Here is a 17,389-nt window from a genome sequence, read left to right as displayed (position 1 = left end):
CGCCTCCCGTGCGCGTCATCGCGAAACGCATCTGCGTTCCGTGATGACGCGCACGGCCGCCGCGGTGATTGCCCCCCGTGGCATGGGGCCACGCCAGCCACGTCCGGCACACGGGCTGCACTCAGTCCGCCGGACCCATGCCTCGAACGTACACAGCACAAGCGGGCGACTGCGTCTCCAGCATTTCCCACGCGCACAACCTGAGTCCTCAGCGCGTCTGGGAAGCGCCCGAGAACGAGTCACTGCGAAGGGAGCGGACGAGCCCCCATGTGCTCAAGCCCGGCGACACGGTGACGCTCCCGGACAAGGAAATCCGGCAGGTCCCCTGCGCGACGGGAAGGACGCACACGTTCAGGCTCAAGGGCATCCCGGAACGCTTCCGCCTGCGACTGCATGAGGACGGTGCGCCTCGGACGAAGGTGCCCTACCGGCTCGTCATCGGGGACGTCACCCACGAAGGAGAGACGAACGAGCAGGGCCTCATCGAGTGCGGGATTCCTCCCGGTGCCCGCGAGGCGACGCTGGAGGTCGGCGGCGAGGAGTACACGCTGTCCCTGGGAACGCTCCAACCCGTGTCCACGGAGGAGGGGCTGCGAGCGCGCCTGGTGAACCTGGGTTTCCTCGCGGACGAGGCCAGCGAAGAGGACGCGCTCTCCGAGGCGGTCGCGAGGTTCCAGGCCGAGTACGGGCTGATGCCCAACGGTACGGTGGATGAGCGGACCCGCCACAAGCTGCGGGAGGCTCACGGTGCCTGAGACCACGCCCCCTGCTCCAGTGTCCAAGCGCCGCCGTCTGGGCCGCGTCGCGCGCGGCGGTGAAATCAACACGCTCAACATCCGGTTTCCCGGCCGCTACTACGCGTTCGTCACGGAGCGGGAAGGCGCGGACGACGACCCGCTCTACCTGCGGCTGGAGTGCGTCGAACGCGACTGGATGGACCGTGTCTGGAACGAACTGGAGAAGCAGTTCGACCCGGGCGACTTCCTCCGCTTCTTCAATGCCGTCATCAACGGCCGGCGCTTCGAGGACTTCTACGATGCGCTGACGCTGGAGCAACTCAACCTCTTCTACGTCGTCTATTACTGGTTCCTGCGGCGAGTCATCGACGACGGCAATGATTCCGCCCCGGTGTCCGTTTTCGAGTTCGAGCTCGCGCCCGGGGACCCGCTGCGTGATGACCTCTACGAGACGGACTGGTTCCACCTGGAGCTGCAGGCGGCGCCGGGCAGCACCCGCCCGGACGGGCTCTTCGTGCGGGCGGGCAACGTGCGTCGCGCGGGAGTGCACACGGTGCGAGGCTTCACCCCGGACACGGACTCGCCGCCCGCGGAGCGCTGGCTGCGGAGCTTCCTGCGGGTGGAGGATCGCTCGGATGGAGGGCTGACGCAGGGCGCCCTCAAGGCGCTCCACTTCCCGCTGCCCGCGCCGCCACCACCGCCGCCTCCGTCTCGTCCAGGAGGCCCTGGCGGCTCCGGAGGCTCTGGCCCGATTCCAGAGCCGCCCGTGAAGAACCCCTTCGCCATTCCTTCCGCGCCCCTCCCCATCCCGGTGTCGGCCCGGGTCGCCACCCCGGCGCTGGCCCGGTGGATGCGCGCCGCGGCCCGCCAGCTCACTCAACAGGTGCGCGCCTTCACCGCGGAGGTCGCGGACTTCTTCGATGACTGGATGCCGCCTCCCGGAGGGCCCGTGCTCGCATTCGCCGGAGCAGCCGGCCCTGCGTTGACTTCACGAGTGGTGCCCAGGGAACGGTCGCGGCCAGGCGCCCCACCGCCTACGGCCCACGCCTACGTAGGTGATGGCGCGCCCAATCCGATGGATGCGTCCGACCCGAACCGCTTGTTCGCCCCCTTCGTGGGGCTCTTCAACGTGGGCCAGGGCGCGTGCTCGGTGCTGTACGACAACCAGGGGCGCGCCATCGTCTATTACGACTTCGGCAGCCCGGCGAACGGCCAGCAGGGGACCTTCCCCATCATTCCACTGGGGCACTGTGTGGGCCCCTGCATGTGCAACGGCCCGCTCATCATCCTGTCCCACTGGGACATGGACCACTGTGATTTGGGGCGCTACTACCCGGAGTCCTTCCGCTGCCGGTGGCTCGCGCCGCAGCAGCACATGGGCACCGTCGTGTGCCGCGACACGGTCGCGCGCGTCGTCCACGACGGTGGCGAGTTCTACATCTGGGCGGCGTCGGGGCGGCCTGGAACCGCCGCGAGTCCGCGCGGCACGCCGAGCTCCTGGAACCGCCCAGGTGGCAGTCACATGCGGTTTCCCTGGGGCTTCGTCGAACGCAACTACCGTGAAGGCGCGCAGAACCCGCTCGCCAGTGGCTCGGACCCGCGCAACAACTCCGGGCTGGCGCTGTATGTCTGCGTGCGCGACGCGGCCGGTGCGGCTGCTGTCGCCGCCGGCCCCGTGGCCACCGACGCCAACAACCTGGGGGGCAATGGGCGAGGTCTGGTCACCATCGGCGGAGGCGCCCCTCCGGGCTGGGTGGCGGCAGCGTTCGCGGGGCCCAACCTTCCTGGCATTGGAGGCGGCCTGGCCGCATTTCTCGCGGCGATGGGGCCGGCCGGTGGCAACCCCAATCCCGCGGCGATCCTCGCCCGGCGACAGTCGGCCGCGGCCACCGCGGCGGTGGGAGCTGGTGGTCCAGGCGCCGGTCTCACCGCGAGACAGCGGCTGGTCATCGCGACGCTGGCCGTGGCGCACCCCGCGCTCGCTGCCGCCACGGCGGTGGCGCTGGGCCGGGCCGCTGAAGTCGCCGCGGACGCCGTGGTGGTCGCGGGCGGAAACCTGCCCCAGATGGCGGCGGCGGCGGGCGCGGCCGTCATCGTGGCGAGCGGCGCGCCGGGCACGGCGGTCGCCACCTTCACGGCCATGGGGACAGCGGCGGCGGGCGGCGCGCCGCTGATGCCCGGGAGCGCCGGGGCCCTGGCGTTGGCCCATGTGCAAGGAGCCATCGTCGGTGCACCTGCCGCCTCCCCCGTCACGACGGCGGCGAATACGGCGGCCGGCGTCGTGCCACAGGGCGGCGAGGCGGTGCGGGCCGCGGTGGAGGCCGTGGTACGCACCCACGCCCCCGCGCCGCTCCCCGGCCTGTCGCTGGAAGGCGCGGTGGCCCGCGCCGCTGGCGTCAGCAACCCGGCCGCGGTCTGCAAGGCCCTCGCGCCCCCGCTGCCACCGACACTCCAGGGAGAGGCGCCCTTCCACGCCAACGAGCGGTTCGTGCTCCTCACGGGCGACGTCAACTACCAATACATCCCCGCGCAGCGGCGCCCCTTCGCCGCACCCGGCGGCGGAGCTCCCGGAGGCGCGGTGGCGCTGCCCTACGCCCCCACGGGCCACCCGCCCGTCGTCGTGGGCCTCACCGCGACCCACCACGGCTCCAACAAGGTGGGGGCGAACGACCTGAATCCCGACAGGATTCCATGGGCTCCCAACACGCTGCCCACCCGTGCGGCCGCGGTCGCGCACGCGGCGTCAGCGCTTCCCAATCCCAACATCCGCCGGGCCGCGACGGCCGCGGCGGCCGCGGCGGCGCTCCCACTCCCATTGCCCGCGAACCTGGCGAACCTGGCCGCCGCGGCGGAACGCGCCGCCTATGCGGCCTCCGCGGGGGCCTTCACCCCGCTCGTGGTGGCCCGTGCGGCGGCCGCGGCGGTGGTCCTGGAGAACGCCGTCCCGAACACGCCACAAGCGCAGTTCGTCCAACTGGGGGCCGTGTCCGCGGGCGCCCCGCTCCCCGTGCCCGTCCTGGTCGGAGGAACGGCGGCGGCGTGGGCCACGGTGACGGCCGCATTGGGCGGTGGCGCTGCGGCGGCGGTGCCAGGACTGGGTCCCGTGGTGGCAGTGCCAGGAGGCCCCCAGGTGGTCAGGGCGGCCACTGCGGCCGTCCTCATGGCCAGGGATCTCCCCAACGCCCACCGCACCGCATCAGCGCGCAGAGCCGTGGAGCAGGCGCACGTCAGCGCGAGGCCCGGAGCGCCACAACCCGTCCTGCAGGCCGTCGCCGCGGCCGTGGCCGTGCGGCGGAGCATCGCCCAAGGCGGAACCATCTCCGTCCCGACCGCCACCGCCATCGTCCAGGCCTCCCGCTTGAGCATCACCACCGGCGCCGGGGGCACCGTGGCGGCCCTCGCCGGAGCGGGGATTGCCAACCTCCCCGCGGTGACCCATCCCTATTTCGCCACCGCCGCCGCCGCCATTCCCAACCCGCCGCTGGCGGCGGTTCAGGCCGCGCTGGGGCTCGCGCGGAGCGCGCCCATCGACCCGGCGAATGCGCCCTTCGCGGTGGCCAACGCCTTCGCCCCCTCGCCCGTCCTTCCCGAAATCATCCTGGATGCGCTGGTGTCTCGCGGCCAGTCGCTCCCGAAGTTTCCGCTCGCGTTGGTTGAGATTGCCGCCGCCCTCGCGGCCATCGGGCCCGCGGCGTCTCTCTCCGAAGTGGCCGCGGTTGTCGAGGCGGCGCGCGCGGCGCAAAACGGTCAGGCGGCGGGCGCACCTCCCGCCGCCGGGCTCGCACATGCGGCGGCGGACCGCATCGGTTATTCCTACGGCGTCGCCACCCAGACGGGTGGCGCGGCGGCGGCCCCTCCCTTCGCGCACCGCTATCTCTCTCAGGGCGTGGGACATCCCGCCCATCTCGCCATCGACAAGTACCAGCGCCGGGGTTGGGCGGTGCGCCGCAACACCAGCATGCACGCGGACCAGAGCACACAGCCAGACCACAGCCCTCGCGGGCACCACGCCTTGGGGTGGGAGCTGGCCCCGTTCTACGAAGGACCGCTGCGTCCGGCCTCCGCCGTCACGGGCACCCTTTCGCGGACCTGCCATGGCTGCAAGGAGGTCGCCGCGGTCCGAGCCGCCGCAGCCGTGGGAGCGGGAACAGCGCCAGCCACGGCCGTAGCCACCGCCATCGGAGTGGTCCCCGCAGCGGCCGCCGCCACGGCCCCCGCGGCAGGTCCCGTCAACGCCGCGCAACTGGGCCGGCACGGCGTTCCAGCCACACGAGCGGCCCGTCGGAGCCTGGAGCCCGCCATCGCGGCACGGGCCGCCGTGCCCTTCGCCAGGGCAGCAGTCACGGGCGTCGCCGCGGCCCATGCCACGAGCGCATGCATCCTCGTGACCCAAGCGGTCCTCGCGGCCTGGTGGCCCGCCGCCATGGCGCGAGGGGACGTCGTCAGGGGCGGGCCTCTCTCCCCGGCGGCCGCGATGCTCGGGGGCGTCCCGCCATCGGCCGCCGAGGCCGTCACGGCGGCCCGTGCCGCGGTGCTGGCCGCCCCACTGGTCCTGCCCCCGGTGGACCTCGCCGCGGTGGTGGCCGCGCTGGCGGTGAGCCTGGGAGAGCCGCCTCTCACCGCTGTCGCCGCGACCGTGGCGCTTCCCTTCCTGGGAGGCACGGGCGCGGCGGCCCTCAGCGCGGCCCAGGCGGCGGCCGCCGGTGTCGGGATTGACAACTTCGCGGCGGCCATCGTCGGAAGCACCCATGCCTGCGCATTGGGCGCGAACCTGCCAGCGCCCGTCGCCGCCAGGGTGGCCGCCATCTCCGCCATGGTCGGAGGGGCCCCACTTCCCGCGAGGCTGGATGCGGTGGCCAACGCCATCTCGGCGGGACCTCCGGTCGCGGCGCACCACGCCCTCCTCCTGCGCACGGCGGGCATCACCCTTCCGGCCATCGCCGCGGTCGTCGCGGCGGCAGCGGGCATGGCCCACGCGGGCGTGACTCCGCCAGTCGCGGCGGACGCGAGCACCTGTCATGCCGCCGCGGCCGCCACCGTGCCGGGCATCGCCCAGGCCGCCGTGAATGTCTGCGCCGCTACGCTCGCGGGCGGCGCCATCCACCCCAACCCAGCCGCTGTCGCGGGCCTCGTGGCTGCCTCCACGCCAACAGCCGCCGCCGCCGTGACAGCCGCATCTGCCGTGCTGACAGCCACCGGGGCGGCCCCCCCGGCGCTCGGGGACGCCGCCGTCTGTTACGCATCAGCGACAGCCGCCGTCACCGCTGCGATGGGAGGCGCAGCCGCCGCCGCTGAAGCCGCGGCCGCCACCCTCACGGGCGTCCCCGTGCCCGCCGTCGGCAACACCGCGGTGACGGCCGCCACCGTCGCGAATTCCAGCGAGGAGGCAGCCGCGGCTGTGGCGGCGGCAGACGCCCTCGTCACGGCGGATGCATTGACGCTGCCGACCGCGGCCCAATCGGCGGCCTGTTACGCGGCGGCAGCGGCGGCAGCGGGTGTTCCGGCGCTCGCGGCGAACGCGGCGGCTGGGACCATTGCCCTGGCCGGCGTCACCGCCGCCACCGATGCCAACACGGCACTGGTCGCGGGCGCCGCCCCGCTCGCATGTGCCACCGTCGCCGCGGCCATGGTCGTCACCCAGCTCGCCGTGGGTGGCGCCGCCAATCACCGCGCGGTCGCGGCCGCGGCCAGCGCATCAGCCATCGGCGTTCCCGCGGGGCCGGTGGACCAGGCCGCCCAGAGCCTCAGCGTGGGCATGGCCCATCCCATCTCCGTGGCCATCGCCGAGTCCGCGTCGATGCGGGCATCGGGCGCATCGGAAGAAGCAGCCGCGGCCATGGCCACCGTCCGGGCGCTCGAGCCTCGGAGCGCCCCCCTGGCTGCCACGGCAGCAGCCAGTGCGGGCGTACCCGCCGCGGACGCCGCCGCCACGGCCGCCATCCGTCTCTTCAATGTCTGACCCGTCTGCGCCCTCGCGTGACACAGTTCCCCCATGTTCGACGTCGCGCGCTACCTGGAGCGAATCGGTGTCGGGGCGGAGCAGTCCCTCACGAGGCTGCACCGGGCCCACTTGGAGGCCGTGCCCTTCGAGAACCTGGACATCCACCTGAAGCGGCCCATTCGGCTCGACATGAACGCCCTCTTCGAGAAGGTCGTCGTCCAGCGGCGCGGCGGCTTCTGCTACGAGCTCAACGGCCTCTTCGCCCGGCTGCTGACGGCGCTGGGTCACCGGGTGACGCTGCTGTCCGCGGGCGTGGCCACGGCCCCGGATGGCAGCGCCTACGGCCCCGAGTTCGACCACCTGGCCCTCCAGGTGGAGGATGAACAGGGACGCTGGTTGGCGGATGTCGGCTTCGGTGAGTGCTTCACCGAGCCCCTGCGCCTGGACACCCACGACGTCCAGGTGCGCTCCGGCCGCGCGTACCGCCTCTCACCGGAGGGTAACAACCTCATCCTCTGGAGTGAGAAGCCCTCCGGATGGGAGGCGGAGTACCGCCTCTCCCTCGTGCCCCGCCAACTCGCGGACTTCGAGGGCATGTGCCGCTACCACCAGACCTCCCCGGACTCCATCTTCACCCAGCGGCGGCTGTGCACCCGGGCGACGCCTGAGGGACGCATCACCGCCAAGGAGGGCACACTCGTCCTGACCCGGAGTGGGGTCCGGACGGAGCAGCCTCTCCCCGACGAAGACGCCCTGCGGCGCGCGCTCGTCGAACACTTCGGCGTCATCCTCCCGTCCCTGGAGTAGTGCGTACCTGTCCCCACCCCATCCTCCATCGTACGATGGCCAGGCAGGGGAAGCCCCAGAGGGGTTCACCTGTTCATCCGCGTCGACGCCCCTGCCCGGGGCTGGCGCCCCTTACCGCAAGCCGTCCACCCAGGAGAACGGATGTCCCGCTTCACATTGCTGGCCGCAGTCGTCGTGCTCACCTGCCCGTTGTGGGCGCAGGCGAAGCCGGCCGCGGATGAGACCGCTCGCGTCCATGCGGCCGAGGCGATGAAGCAGGCCTCCTCCCCCCGAAGCGCCGCCAGCCTGCTGCGGATGCACGCGCTGGTGGACGAGGTGGAGGACCTCACGCCCCTGCTGAGCACCTACGCCTACGTGGCCTCCCGCCGCACCTCGGACCCGAATACCCGCGCCACCGCGCAGATGCTCCTGCTGGACACCGAGCGCGCCCGGGGACGACTGGTGCGCGCCAACGAGGTGAAGCAGTGGCTGGGCTACGTGGGCGACTACTACGTCACCGGCGGCTTCGAAAACGAAGGCAAGGCCGGCTGTGACACCGACTTCGGCCCCGAGGCCGCCAACCTGGACCTGTCCGCCACCTACCCCGCGGCCAAGGGCGGCAACACCACCTGGCGCAAGCTGACGGCGAACACCGCGGATGGCTACATCGACCTGGCCACCGCCATCCGCCCCAACCGCGAGGCCGTGGCCTACGCCGTCACCTGGCTGGAGTCCTCCCAGGAGTCGCGCGTGTCGCTGGGCGTGGGCACGTCCGGCGCGTTCCGGCTGTGGGTGAACGGGCAGCTCGCCGCGAAGGAGGACCGCTACAACCTGCCGCGCCCGGACCAGTCCCGCGTGTCCGTGAAGCTGCGCAAGGGCCTCAACCGCGTGCTCGTGAAGGTGTGCCAGGAGTCCGGCCCGCTGGGTTTCTACCTGCGCCAGGAGTCGCCCACCGTGCGCGCGACGCTGCCGGCGAAGGCGCCCGCCCTGGAGAAGCTCACCGCGCCGCAGCCCCAGCCGCTGCCCACCCTCACCTCCGCCCTGCGCGCGATGGTGGAGAAGAACCCGGATGACGCCGCGTTGCGCGGCGACTACGCCCGGGTGCTGGGCTTCTTCCGCGCGTATGACGAGCGCGAGCACACCGCCAGCGCCGAGGCCGCGCGCGCCGCGGAAGCCGCCCCCAAGGACGCTCGGCTCCAGTTGCTCGCCGCCCATGCGCAGCGGGATGACCTGAACGAGCGCCGCCGCTTCCTGGAAGCCGCCATCGCCGCCGACCCCGCCATGCCGGAGGCGCGCGTGGCGCTGGCCGACCACGAGCTGGACCGCGGCCACCCCGAGCGCGTGCAGCCGCTGGTGGCGCCCGTGCTGGAGAAGACGCCGGATGACGTCAACGCGCGGCTGGTGCTGGCGCGCGCGCATGAAGCCCTGGGCGAGCGCCCCAAGGCCCACGCCCTGGTGGAGGAGACGTTCCGCCTGCAGCCCCGCGTGCCTCGCGCGGTGCGCGCCGCGGCCCAGGTGTCCCGGCAGCTCGACCGTGGCCGCGAGGCCATGGACCGGATGCGCGTGGTGCTGGCGCTGCGCTTCGACGACACCACCACGCGCCACATGCTCGCCACGATGCTGGCGGAGGCCGGGCAGGTGGAGTCCGCCCAGCGCGAGTACGCGCAGTTGGTGAAGCTCAACCCCTTCGACAATGGCTCCCGCGTGCGGCTGGCGGAGCTGAAGGCCAGCAACGGCGCAGTGGAGGAAGCCGTCGCCCTCTTCGCCGAGGCCCGCGCGCTGTCCCCGGACGAGCCGGAAGTCTATGAGCGCGAGGGCCGCGCCCTGCTGGCCGCGGGCCGCCGCGAGCCGGCGCTGGCCTCGTTCGAACGCTCGCTGGCGCTGCGCCCGCAGAACCCGGGCCTGAAGGAGGCCCTGCGCACCCTCAAGGGCGAGAGCACCGGCACCGGCATGCAGTACCTGGTGGACGCCCAGCCGCTGGCCAAGGAGTCGGAGGCCTACGTCCACGAGGACGCCCTCTACCTGGTGGACAACACCTACGTGCGCGTCCAGCAGAGCGGCCTGTCCAGCCGCCTGCACCAGACGGTGGTCAAGGTCTTCAACTCGCGCGGCGTGGACGCGTTCCGCACCATCCCCGTCACCTATTCGCCGGACCGCCAGGAGGTGCGCGTGCTGCGCGCCCGCGTCATCAAGGCGGATGGCTCCGTGGTGGAGAGCTACGGTGAGAACGAGCGCAACATCAACGAGCCGTGGACGGGCATGTACTACGACGCCCGCGCCAAGATTCTCTCCTTCCCCTCGCTGTCGGCGGGAGACACGCTCGAGCTGACGTACCGCCTGGACGACACCGCGCAGGACAACCTCCTGTCGGACTACTGGGGTGACGTGGAGAGCGTGCAGGGCGTCTACCCGAAGGTGCGCTTCCAGTACCTGGTGGACATGCCGCAGGCACGGCCCCTGTATTGGAACAAGAGCAAGCTGACCGGCGTGGCGAGCGCGCAGGAGACGCTGGACGCCGGCCGCGTGCTGTACCGCTGGAACGCCAAGCACGTCGCCAAGGTGGTGCCGGAGCCCGGCATGCCCGGCTGGGCGGAGGTGGCGCAGAACCTCCACGTCTCCACCTACCAGACGTGGGAGCAGGTGGGCCGCTACTGGTGGGGCCTGGTGCGCGACCAGCTCCAGCCCAACGCGGAGCTGCGGCAGACGGTGGACCAGGTGCTCCAGGGCGTGGACCGGAAGAACGAGCTGGCGGTGGTGCGCGCCATCTACAACTTCGTGGTGACGAACACGCGCTACGTGGCGCTGGAGTTCGGCATCCACGGCTTCAAGCCCTACCGCGTGGACCGGGTGCTGGCGCGCCGCTTCGGCGACTGCAAGGACAAGGCGAGCCTCATCCACTCCATGCTCCAGGTGGCGGGTGTGGAGAGCCGGCTGGTGCTGCTGCGCATGCGCAACCTGGGCTCCATTGGCGAGGAGCCCGCGAGCCTCGCGGCCTTCAACCACGCCATCGCCTACGTGCCCAAGTTCGACCTGTACCTGGACGGCACCGCGGAGTTCCACGGCGCCAACGAGCTGCCCAGCGCGGACCGGGTGGCCAACGTGCTGGTGGTGGAGCCCAACGGCAAGAGCACCTTCCTCACCACGCCGGAGGCGAAGGCGGCGGACAACGCCACGCGCATGTCGCTGGACGTGACGCTCCGCGCGGACGGCGGCGCTGAAATCACCGGCTCCAGCTCCGTGGGCGGGCAGCACGCGCCCGACTACCGCCGCGCCTACCGGCCGGAGGCCACGCGCAAGTCCACCTTCGAGCGCGCCTGGGCGCAGAGCTTCCCCGGCCTCACGGTGCACGAGGTGAAGCTGAGCGACACCACGCGGCTGGATGACAACGTGGCGTTGGACTTCAAGATGAGCATCCCGCGCTACTCGGAGGTGCTGCCCAACGGCATGCGCTTCCTGCCCTTCGGCACCGGGCGCACCTACCAGCAGGCCTATGCGTCGCTGGCCCAGCGCCGCTTCGACCTGGTGATGTCCAGCCCGTGGACCAACGGTTTCCTCCTGCGCTACGCGCTGCCCGCGGGCTGGACGGTGGCGGAGCTGCCCCAGGCCGTGGAGGAGACGACGAAGTTCGGCCACATCAAGCTGAGCTACCGCCTGGAGGGCGGCAAGCTGGTGGCCGAGGGCGAGGTGGCCCTCACCACCGCGCGCGTGTCCGCGGACGACTACCCCGCGTTCCGCGAGTTCCTCGGCCGCGTGGACCGCGCCTTCGGCCGCCGGGTGTTCATCCAGAACGCGGCCAACCGCACCGCGTCCTCGACGCCGTAGCGAACGCGAGCAGGCCCGCGCCCGCCGAACCTCCGGCGGGCGCGAGGTGGTTACGGCTCCAGCAGACCCGCCAGCAGCGCGCGGACCTCGTCCGGGCCATTCACCCGGAACGCCGCGCGCGTGGGCTTGTTGCCCGCGTGGATGGTGAGCCCGCCGGGCGGAATGGATGCGAAGAGGTCCTCGTCCGTGCGGTCATCGCCGATGGCCACCACGAGGGCGCCGGGCGCCGCGTCCTTCGTGGCCTCGCCCACCACGCGGCCCTTGTGCACGCCCCGCGGACGAATCTCCACCACCTTGTCCCCGGGGAGGATGTCCATGGACTGCCCTGCGAACTTCTCCGCCAGGTACAGCCGCAGCTCGCGGGACTGGATGGCGCCGAACTCCGCGTCCACCAGGCGGTAGTGCCACGCCAGCGACGCTGTCTTCTCCTCCACGAAGGAGCCCGGCACGCGCGCGGAGAAGGTCTCCAGTTCGGGGCGCACGCGCTCCTTCCAGTCGAACGTCACGCCCTCCAGCATCCTCCACGCCTCCCCCGGCGCCGGGCGGGACCACAGGCCGTGCTCGGCATACAGGCCCATGGCCAGGTCGCCCAACCATTCCTCCAGCGTCTCCTTGGGCCGGCCGCTGACGATGCTCACCGAGATGCCGGGCCGGGCCACCAGCTTCGCCAGCAACTCCTTCAGCGCCGCATCCGGCGCGGCCAGCTCCGGCCGGGGCGCGTAGCCCACCAGCGTCCCGTCGTAGTCCAGGAGCAGTTGCAGCCGCTCCACCTGCTTCATCTGCGCCAGCGCCTCGGGCGCGCTCGCCTCGGCGCGCACGTCCACCGCGGGCAGCGACTGGAGCCGGTCGAGGAAGGAGGACGTCCACCAATGCACGTCCCGCGACTTCACCTGCTTGCGCAGCGTGTGCATGCGCGTGCGGCGCTCCTCCTCCGCCATCCCCAGCGCTTTCTCGATGGCGTCCGCCATGGCGTCCACGTCGTAGGGGTTGACGATGAGCGCGCCCCCCAGCTCCGCTGCGGCGCCCGCGAACTCGCTGAGCACCAGCACGCCGTCGTCGTCCGGACGCGCCGCGCAGAACTCCTTCGCCACCAGGTTCATCCCGTCCCGCACCGGCGTGACGAGCATCACATCCGCGCCCCGGTACAACCCCACGAGCTGCCGTTCGTTGAATGAGCGGTAGAGGTAGTGCACGGGCACGTTGTGCACCGTCCCGTAGAGCCCATTGATGCGCCCCACCAGCTCGTTCACCAGCTCGCGGTAGTTGGCGTACGCCTCCACCTGGGTCCGGCTGGGTACCGTCACCTGGATGAAACGCAGGCGGCCACGCCACGCGGGCGTGCGCTCCAGCACGCGCTGCACCGCCAGGAGGCGCCGCGGAATGCCCTTGGTGTAGTCCAGCCGGTCGATGCCCAACAGGATGCGCTGTCCTTCGGAGGACCGGCGCAAGTTCGCCACCTCCTCCTGCATGCCGGGCTCGCTCGCAATCGATTCGAAGGCCTGCGCGTCGATGCCCATGGGGAAGGCGCCCACGCGCACGTCGCGCCCCTCCCAGATGATGCGGTCGATGTCCGTGTCCAGCCCGAGGTGCCGCAGCAGCGCTCCGGAGAAGTGCCGCACGTAGCTCACCGTGTGGAAGCCGATGAGGTCCGCGCCCAGCAGCCCCTTCAGCAGCTCACGCCGACGCGGCAGCGTGCTGAAGATTTCCGACGACGGAAACGGGATGTGGTGGAAGTAGCCGATGCGCGCGCCGGGCAACCGCTGGCGCAACATGCCAGGCACCAGCATGAGCTGATAGTCGTGGACCCAGATGGTGTCCCCGGGCTCGTAGTGCTTCGCCACCAGGTCCGCGAAGCGCTCGTTGACCTTGCGGTACACCTCCCAATCGCGGTCCTGGCGCGGAATGCGCTCCAGCATGTAGTGGCACAGCGGCCACAGGACGCGGTTGGAATAGCCTTCGTAGTAGCGGCTCACCTCGCTGGCGGACAGCGTCAGCGGCACGCAGCGCAGCTCCGCGAGCTGGGCGTCCACGCGGGCGCGTTGGCTTTCCGACAAGCGGGAGACGTCCCCGGGCCAGCCAATCCACAGCCCCCCCGAGCGTTCGTGCGGACGGCGAAGGCCGGTGGCCAGGCCTCCCGCGCTGCGGACCACGGAGACAGTGTCCTTCTCCACCTTGACGGTGACAGGAAGTCGATTCGAGACGAGTAGGAGTCGGGACATAGGCCCCTCCTGAATTAGTCACTCCGTGCAGGAATGGCCATCGTCGAAACGGGCTTCATGCCAGATGTTGGTCCCTCGTGTCGGGTGGCCATCGGTGTCCAGCCCAGCCGTGACAGCAGCGCGGGCTGCCGGCCCGGCTTCCACACGAAGGCATCCAGCACATAGTGCGTGGCCTGCGGCAGCGCGAGCAGCGGCACCACGAGCGACAACACGTCCGGCGGCAGCGTCATGTCGCTCTCGCCGAAGAGCGCGCCGTGTTCGCGCCACACGACCTGGTCCCACAGGAACTCCTCCGCCAGGGCCAGCGCCACCAGGAACAGCAGGAAGCCCGGCAGCCCCGCGCGCAGCAATGCCGCCCCCGCGCCGTAGCCACCCTCGTCCAGCCGTCCCCGCGCATAACGGAAGAGCAGCGCGAAGTAGGGAACGCCGTGCAGCACCACGTTCATCACCGTGAACGTGAAGTCGTCCCGCGCGACGACGATGCCGCCGAACCACGCCACCCACGTCGCCACCACCAGCAGCACCTTGCCCGCTTGCACGCCCTCGCCGCGCACCACCCGCGCGACCTGGAAGCCGGCCCACGCGAAGAGCACCCCCGCGTGAAGCCCCAGCCCCACGGTGCCCACCCAGGACGGCAGGCCCGACAGGAAGTCCCCGGGCACGAACCACCAGAAGCCGCGCGGCAGGTTCGCATGCCACCAGACGACGGGGCCCAGCGTGGCGGCATAGACGGCGGCGGCATCCAGGCGCCGCTCCAGCACAGAGACGCGCGCCTTGCGGCCGTACAGCGCCACCCAGCCGTACTGCTGCCGCACGAAGTGGCTGAGCGCGACATAAGCGAACAGCGTCCAGAACGTGCCCGGCGACACCAGGTGGGCGACCACGCCCGCCATGTAGGCGGCCAGCGGCGCGCCCAGGTAGAGCCCGGGGCGGGTCCGCAGCTCGTCCGGATCCAGATAGGTGCGGAACAGCGTGGACCAGACGTGGGCCACGTCCACGCAGACGACGAAGAGCAGCCATGCCCACAGCGGCGTGCCGTCCGCCACGCCCAGCCAGGGCGCGGCGAGCACGAAAGCCACGGAGACGAGCGCGCTGCCAGCGAAGACGGACAGGTCCACTCCCGGACTGAACAGCCAGCCCTGGGAGGGCGCGAGAAGACGAGGCATCGGGGCCATGAAGCCTACCAGAGTCTCCGCGCCAGGGACTCGGCACCGGGCCCACATCCGGATGCGGTATGAACCGTCCCATGCACGCCGCCGCGCCCACAGAGGCCCCTACGCACGGTGACAGGGTGGGCCTTGAACACGCCGCGGACCTTCCGCTGCCCCCTCCACGCTTCCGGCGCCGGCTGCTGGCGGTGATGCTGCTCGCCGGCTGGGTGCCGCTGGTGCTGCTCGGCGTGCTGGCACAGGCCGCGCTGGAGCGGGTGCTGTCGGTGTCCATCGCCCCGGTGGAGGGCGTGCTGGAAGAGGTCGCCTCGGAGCTGGCGCGGCGGGAGCTGCCGCAAGACTCGCTCAACGAGGCGCGGCTCAACCTCGCGCAGGCGGAGCTGGCGCGACGAGCCCTGGTGCGCCGCGTGCCCGCCTTCATCACCGCGCTGATACTCATATCAGGCGCGGCGCTGACGGTGGCCGCGGTGCTGCTCGGGCGGGCCCTCACGCGTCCGGTGCGCACCCTCACGGAAGGCATGTGGGCCTATGCGCGCGGCGACCTCTCCGTGCGGCTCGCCACCCCCGAGCCTCCACGCGACGAGCTGCAGTTCCTCCTGGGCCAGTTCAACCGCATGGGCCAGGAGCTGCTGTCGCAGCGCGAGCGGCTCAAGTCCGCGGAACAGATTGCCGCCTGGCAGGACGTGGCCCGCGCGCTCGCGCACGAGCTGAAGAACCCCCTCACCGCAATGAAGTTGTCGCTCGCGCGTCTGAACCGGACGGATGCGTCCACGCCCCACGACACCACCCGCATCACCGAGGCCGTGGCCCTCCTCCAGGAGGAAGTAGACCTGTTGATGCGGATGACCCAGAGCTTCTCCACCTTCGCGCGCCTGCCCGCGCCGCGCTTCCAGGACGTGCCCCTGCGCCCGCTGCTGGCCGAGGTGTGCACCCTGTACGCGGGCACGTCCCCCGTGCCCGTGGAGCTTCGGCCTGGCGCGGAGGCTACGCTGCGCGCGGACCCGGATGGCCTGCGTCGCCTCTTCGGCAACCTGGTGAAGAACGCCACCGAGGCCTCTTCCGCCAGCGCCGCGCCAGTCCACGTCACACTGGAGTCGCCGCAGCCGGGCACCGTGTGCGTCACCGTGGCGGATGGAGGCAGTGGCGTCCCCACCGTCCTCGAAGGCCCGGCCCTCACGCGTGGCCTCTTCAGCACCAAGCCCGGCGGCAGTGGCCTGGGCCTGCCCATCTCCCAGAAAATCGTCCACGAGCACGGCGGCAGCCTGCGCCTGGAGCCCGCGCCCGGAGGCGGTACGCTCGCGCGTGTGGAACTGCCCCTCACCCCGCCTCCGTCCCCATGAAGCCCGGTCCTCGCATCCTCATCGTCGATGACGACTCTGGCGTCCTCAGGGCCCTGCGCGGACTGCTGAGTGATGAGGGCTTCACGCCCGTGGAGGCCCGCTCCGCGGCGGAGGCCTCCCAGTTGCTCGACGCGCCCGAAGGTCCCCCGGCGATGATGCTGCTCGACCTGCGCATGCCGGGCGAGACGGGCCTGGAGCTGCTCGCGCGCCTGCCCCGGCCCTTCCCCGCGCCCGTGGTGGTGCTGTCCGGAGAGGCGTCGCCCGCCGAGGCCGTGCAGGCGCTGCGGCTGGGCGCGACGGACTTCGTGGAGAAGCCGCCCTCCCCCGAGCGGCTGCTCACCGCCGTGCGAAACGCACTGGCACTGGGCTCGCTCCAGGAAGAGCGCGAGCGGCTGCTGGACGCACTGGCCCGCCCCGGGCACCTGGTGGGTGACAGCGCTGGCATGGCGTCACTGCGCCAACTCATCGCGCGCGTGGGCCCCAGCGACACCGCCATCCTCATCACCGGCGAGACGGGCACGGGCAAGGAACGCGTGGCGCGAGCGCTGCACCTCGCTTCGGGACGCAAGGGCCGGCTCGTCGCCGTCAACTGCGCGGCCATTCCCTCCACCCTGCTGGAGAGCGAGCTGTTCGGCCACGAGAAGGGCGCGTTCTCCGGTGCGCTGTCGCGGCGCGCGGGCCGCATCGAACAGGCGCACGGCGGCACGCTGTTCCTCGACGAACTGGGCGACATGCCCCTGGAGCTCCAGGCCAAGCTGCTGCGCGTCCTGGAGACGAAGGAAGTGGAGCGGCTGGGCGGCAGCCTGCCCGTGCCGGTGGATGCGCGCGTCGTCACGGCCACGCACCAGGACCTCGCCCGCGCGGTGAAGGAGGGCCGCTTCCGGCAGGACCTCTACTTCCGCCTCAACGTGATGCCTCTCCAGGTGCCGCCCCTGCGCGAGCGGCCGGAGGACCTGCTCCCCCTGGCCCGCGCCTTCGCGGCGGAGTTCGCGGGGCCGCAGGTGCCACTGGTGCTCGCGCCCGGCGCGGAGACCTCGCTGCGCGCCTATGCGTGGCCGGGCAACGTGCGCGAACTGCGCAACCTCATCGAGCGCCTCAACCTGCTCCGGGGTGAGGGCCCGCTCACCCTGGGCCCGGAGCTCGTCTCCGCGCCCCAGGCCACCGCCGCGGCCAGCCGCCCCTCCCTGGGACAAAAGAGCTACCGAGAGCACGTGGAGGACTTCGAGCGCGAGCTCATCCGCGCGGCGCTCCAGGAAGGCGAAAGCATCGCCGGGGCCGCGCGGCTGCTGCAGGTCGACCGGGGCAACCTCTACCGGCGCATCAAGGCGCTCGGACTCCCTGTCACCTGAAGCCCCGCGGGAGTGCAGCTGCTCTG

The 17,389-nt window shown here is 71.9% G+C and carries 8 protein-coding genes; 6 read left to right on the top strand and 2 right to left on the bottom strand.

Features of this window, described 5'->3' with window-relative positions; genetic code table 11:
* The first annotated feature begins 137 nt into the window (after positions 1–137).
* The 4 genes from FMQ63_RS10640 (at position 138) to FMQ63_RS10625 (ending at position 11,286) form a co-directional block, all read left to right on the top strand.
* A complete protein-coding gene (locus FMQ63_RS10640) occupies positions 138–755 on the top strand; it encodes a peptidoglycan-binding protein (protein ID WP_011551315.1) in 618 nt (205 codons plus the stop codon).
* Positions 748–6,696, top strand: a complete 5,949-nt coding sequence (locus tag FMQ63_RS10635; protein ID WP_225909766.1) for a flagellar hook-length control protein FliK — start codon at positions 748–750, stop codon at positions 6,694–6,696. Before FMQ63_RS10640 ends, FMQ63_RS10635 begins: the two co-directional genes overlap by 8 nt.
* Positions 6,697–6,729: 33 nt before the next feature.
* Positions 6,730–7,485, top strand: coding sequence for an arylamine N-acetyltransferase (locus FMQ63_RS10630; protein WP_011551313.1), 756 nt, complete (start codon positions 6,730–6,732; stop codon positions 7,483–7,485).
* 141 nt (positions 7,486–7,626) lie between these two features.
* Positions 7,627–11,286 (top strand): DUF3857 domain-containing protein, encoded by a 3,660-nt coding sequence (locus FMQ63_RS10625; protein ID WP_011551312.1) that lies wholly within the window; start codon positions 7,627–7,629, stop codon positions 11,284–11,286.
* A 50-nt stretch (positions 11,287–11,336) separates the two neighbouring features.
* On the opposite strand, the gene FMQ63_RS10620 is transcribed toward FMQ63_RS10625, so the two are convergent.
* A complete protein-coding gene (locus FMQ63_RS10620; RefSeq protein ID WP_011551311.1) occupies positions 11,337–13,505 on the bottom strand; it encodes a bifunctional alpha,alpha-trehalose-phosphate synthase (UDP-forming)/trehalose-phosphatase in 2,169 nt (722 codons plus the stop codon).
* A gap of 14 nt (positions 13,506–13,519) precedes the next feature.
* Positions 13,520–14,671: a hypothetical protein gene (locus FMQ63_RS10615; RefSeq protein WP_026114146.1), complete on the bottom strand. Its 1,152-nt coding sequence runs from the start codon at positions 14,669–14,671 to the stop codon at positions 13,520–13,522.
* Positions 14,672–14,739: 68 nt separating this feature from the next.
* Between FMQ63_RS10615 and FMQ63_RS10610 the strand changes: the two genes are divergently transcribed.
* Together FMQ63_RS10610 and FMQ63_RS10605 are read left to right on the top strand one after the other, a co-directional pair.
* Positions 14,740–16,014: an ATP-binding protein gene (locus FMQ63_RS10610; protein ID WP_011551309.1), complete on the top strand. Its 1,275-nt coding sequence runs from the start codon at positions 14,740–14,742 to the stop codon at positions 16,012–16,014.
* A complete protein-coding gene (locus FMQ63_RS10605) occupies positions 16,011–17,363 on the top strand; it encodes a sigma-54 dependent transcriptional regulator (protein ID WP_011551308.1) in 1,353 nt (450 codons plus the stop codon). The genes FMQ63_RS10610 and FMQ63_RS10605 overlap by 4 nt, the downstream gene beginning before the upstream one ends.
* Positions 17,364–17,389 lie beyond the last annotated feature (26 nt).

The organism is Myxococcus sp. CA005 (genome assembly GCF_006518205.1).
GTDB lineage: Bacteria > Myxococcota > Myxococcia > Myxococcales > Myxococcaceae > Myxococcus > Myxococcus xanthus.
Note: the sequence above shows the minus strand (reverse complement) of the source record. Positions and strands in the feature narration are given on the sequence as shown.

Bases quoted from the DNA above. Each gene is read 5' to 3' on its own strand.
- FMQ63_RS10640 (WP_011551315.1), top strand. From the start codon at position 138: ATGCCTCGAACGTACACAGCACAAGCGGGCGACTGCGTCTCCAGCATT.
- FMQ63_RS10630 (WP_011551313.1), top strand. From the start codon at position 6,730: ATGTTCGACGTCGCGCGCTACCTGGAGCGAATCGGTGTCGGGGCGGAG.
- FMQ63_RS10625 (WP_011551312.1), top strand. From the start codon at position 7,627: ATGTCCCGCTTCACATTGCTGGCCGCAGTCGTCGTGCTCACCTGCCCG.
- FMQ63_RS10620 (WP_011551311.1), bottom strand. From the start codon at position 13,505: ATGTCCCGACTCCTACTCGTCTCGAATCGACTTCCTGTCACCGTCAAG.
- FMQ63_RS10615 (WP_026114146.1), bottom strand. From the start codon at position 14,671: ATGCCTCGTCTTCTCGCGCCCTCCCAGGGCTGGCTGTTCAGTCCGGGA.
- FMQ63_RS10610 (WP_011551309.1), top strand. From the start codon at position 14,740: ATGAACCGTCCCATGCACGCCGCCGCGCCCACAGAGGCCCCTACGCAC.
- FMQ63_RS10605 (WP_011551308.1), top strand. From the start codon at position 16,011: ATGAAGCCCGGTCCTCGCATCCTCATCGTCGATGACGACTCTGGCGTC.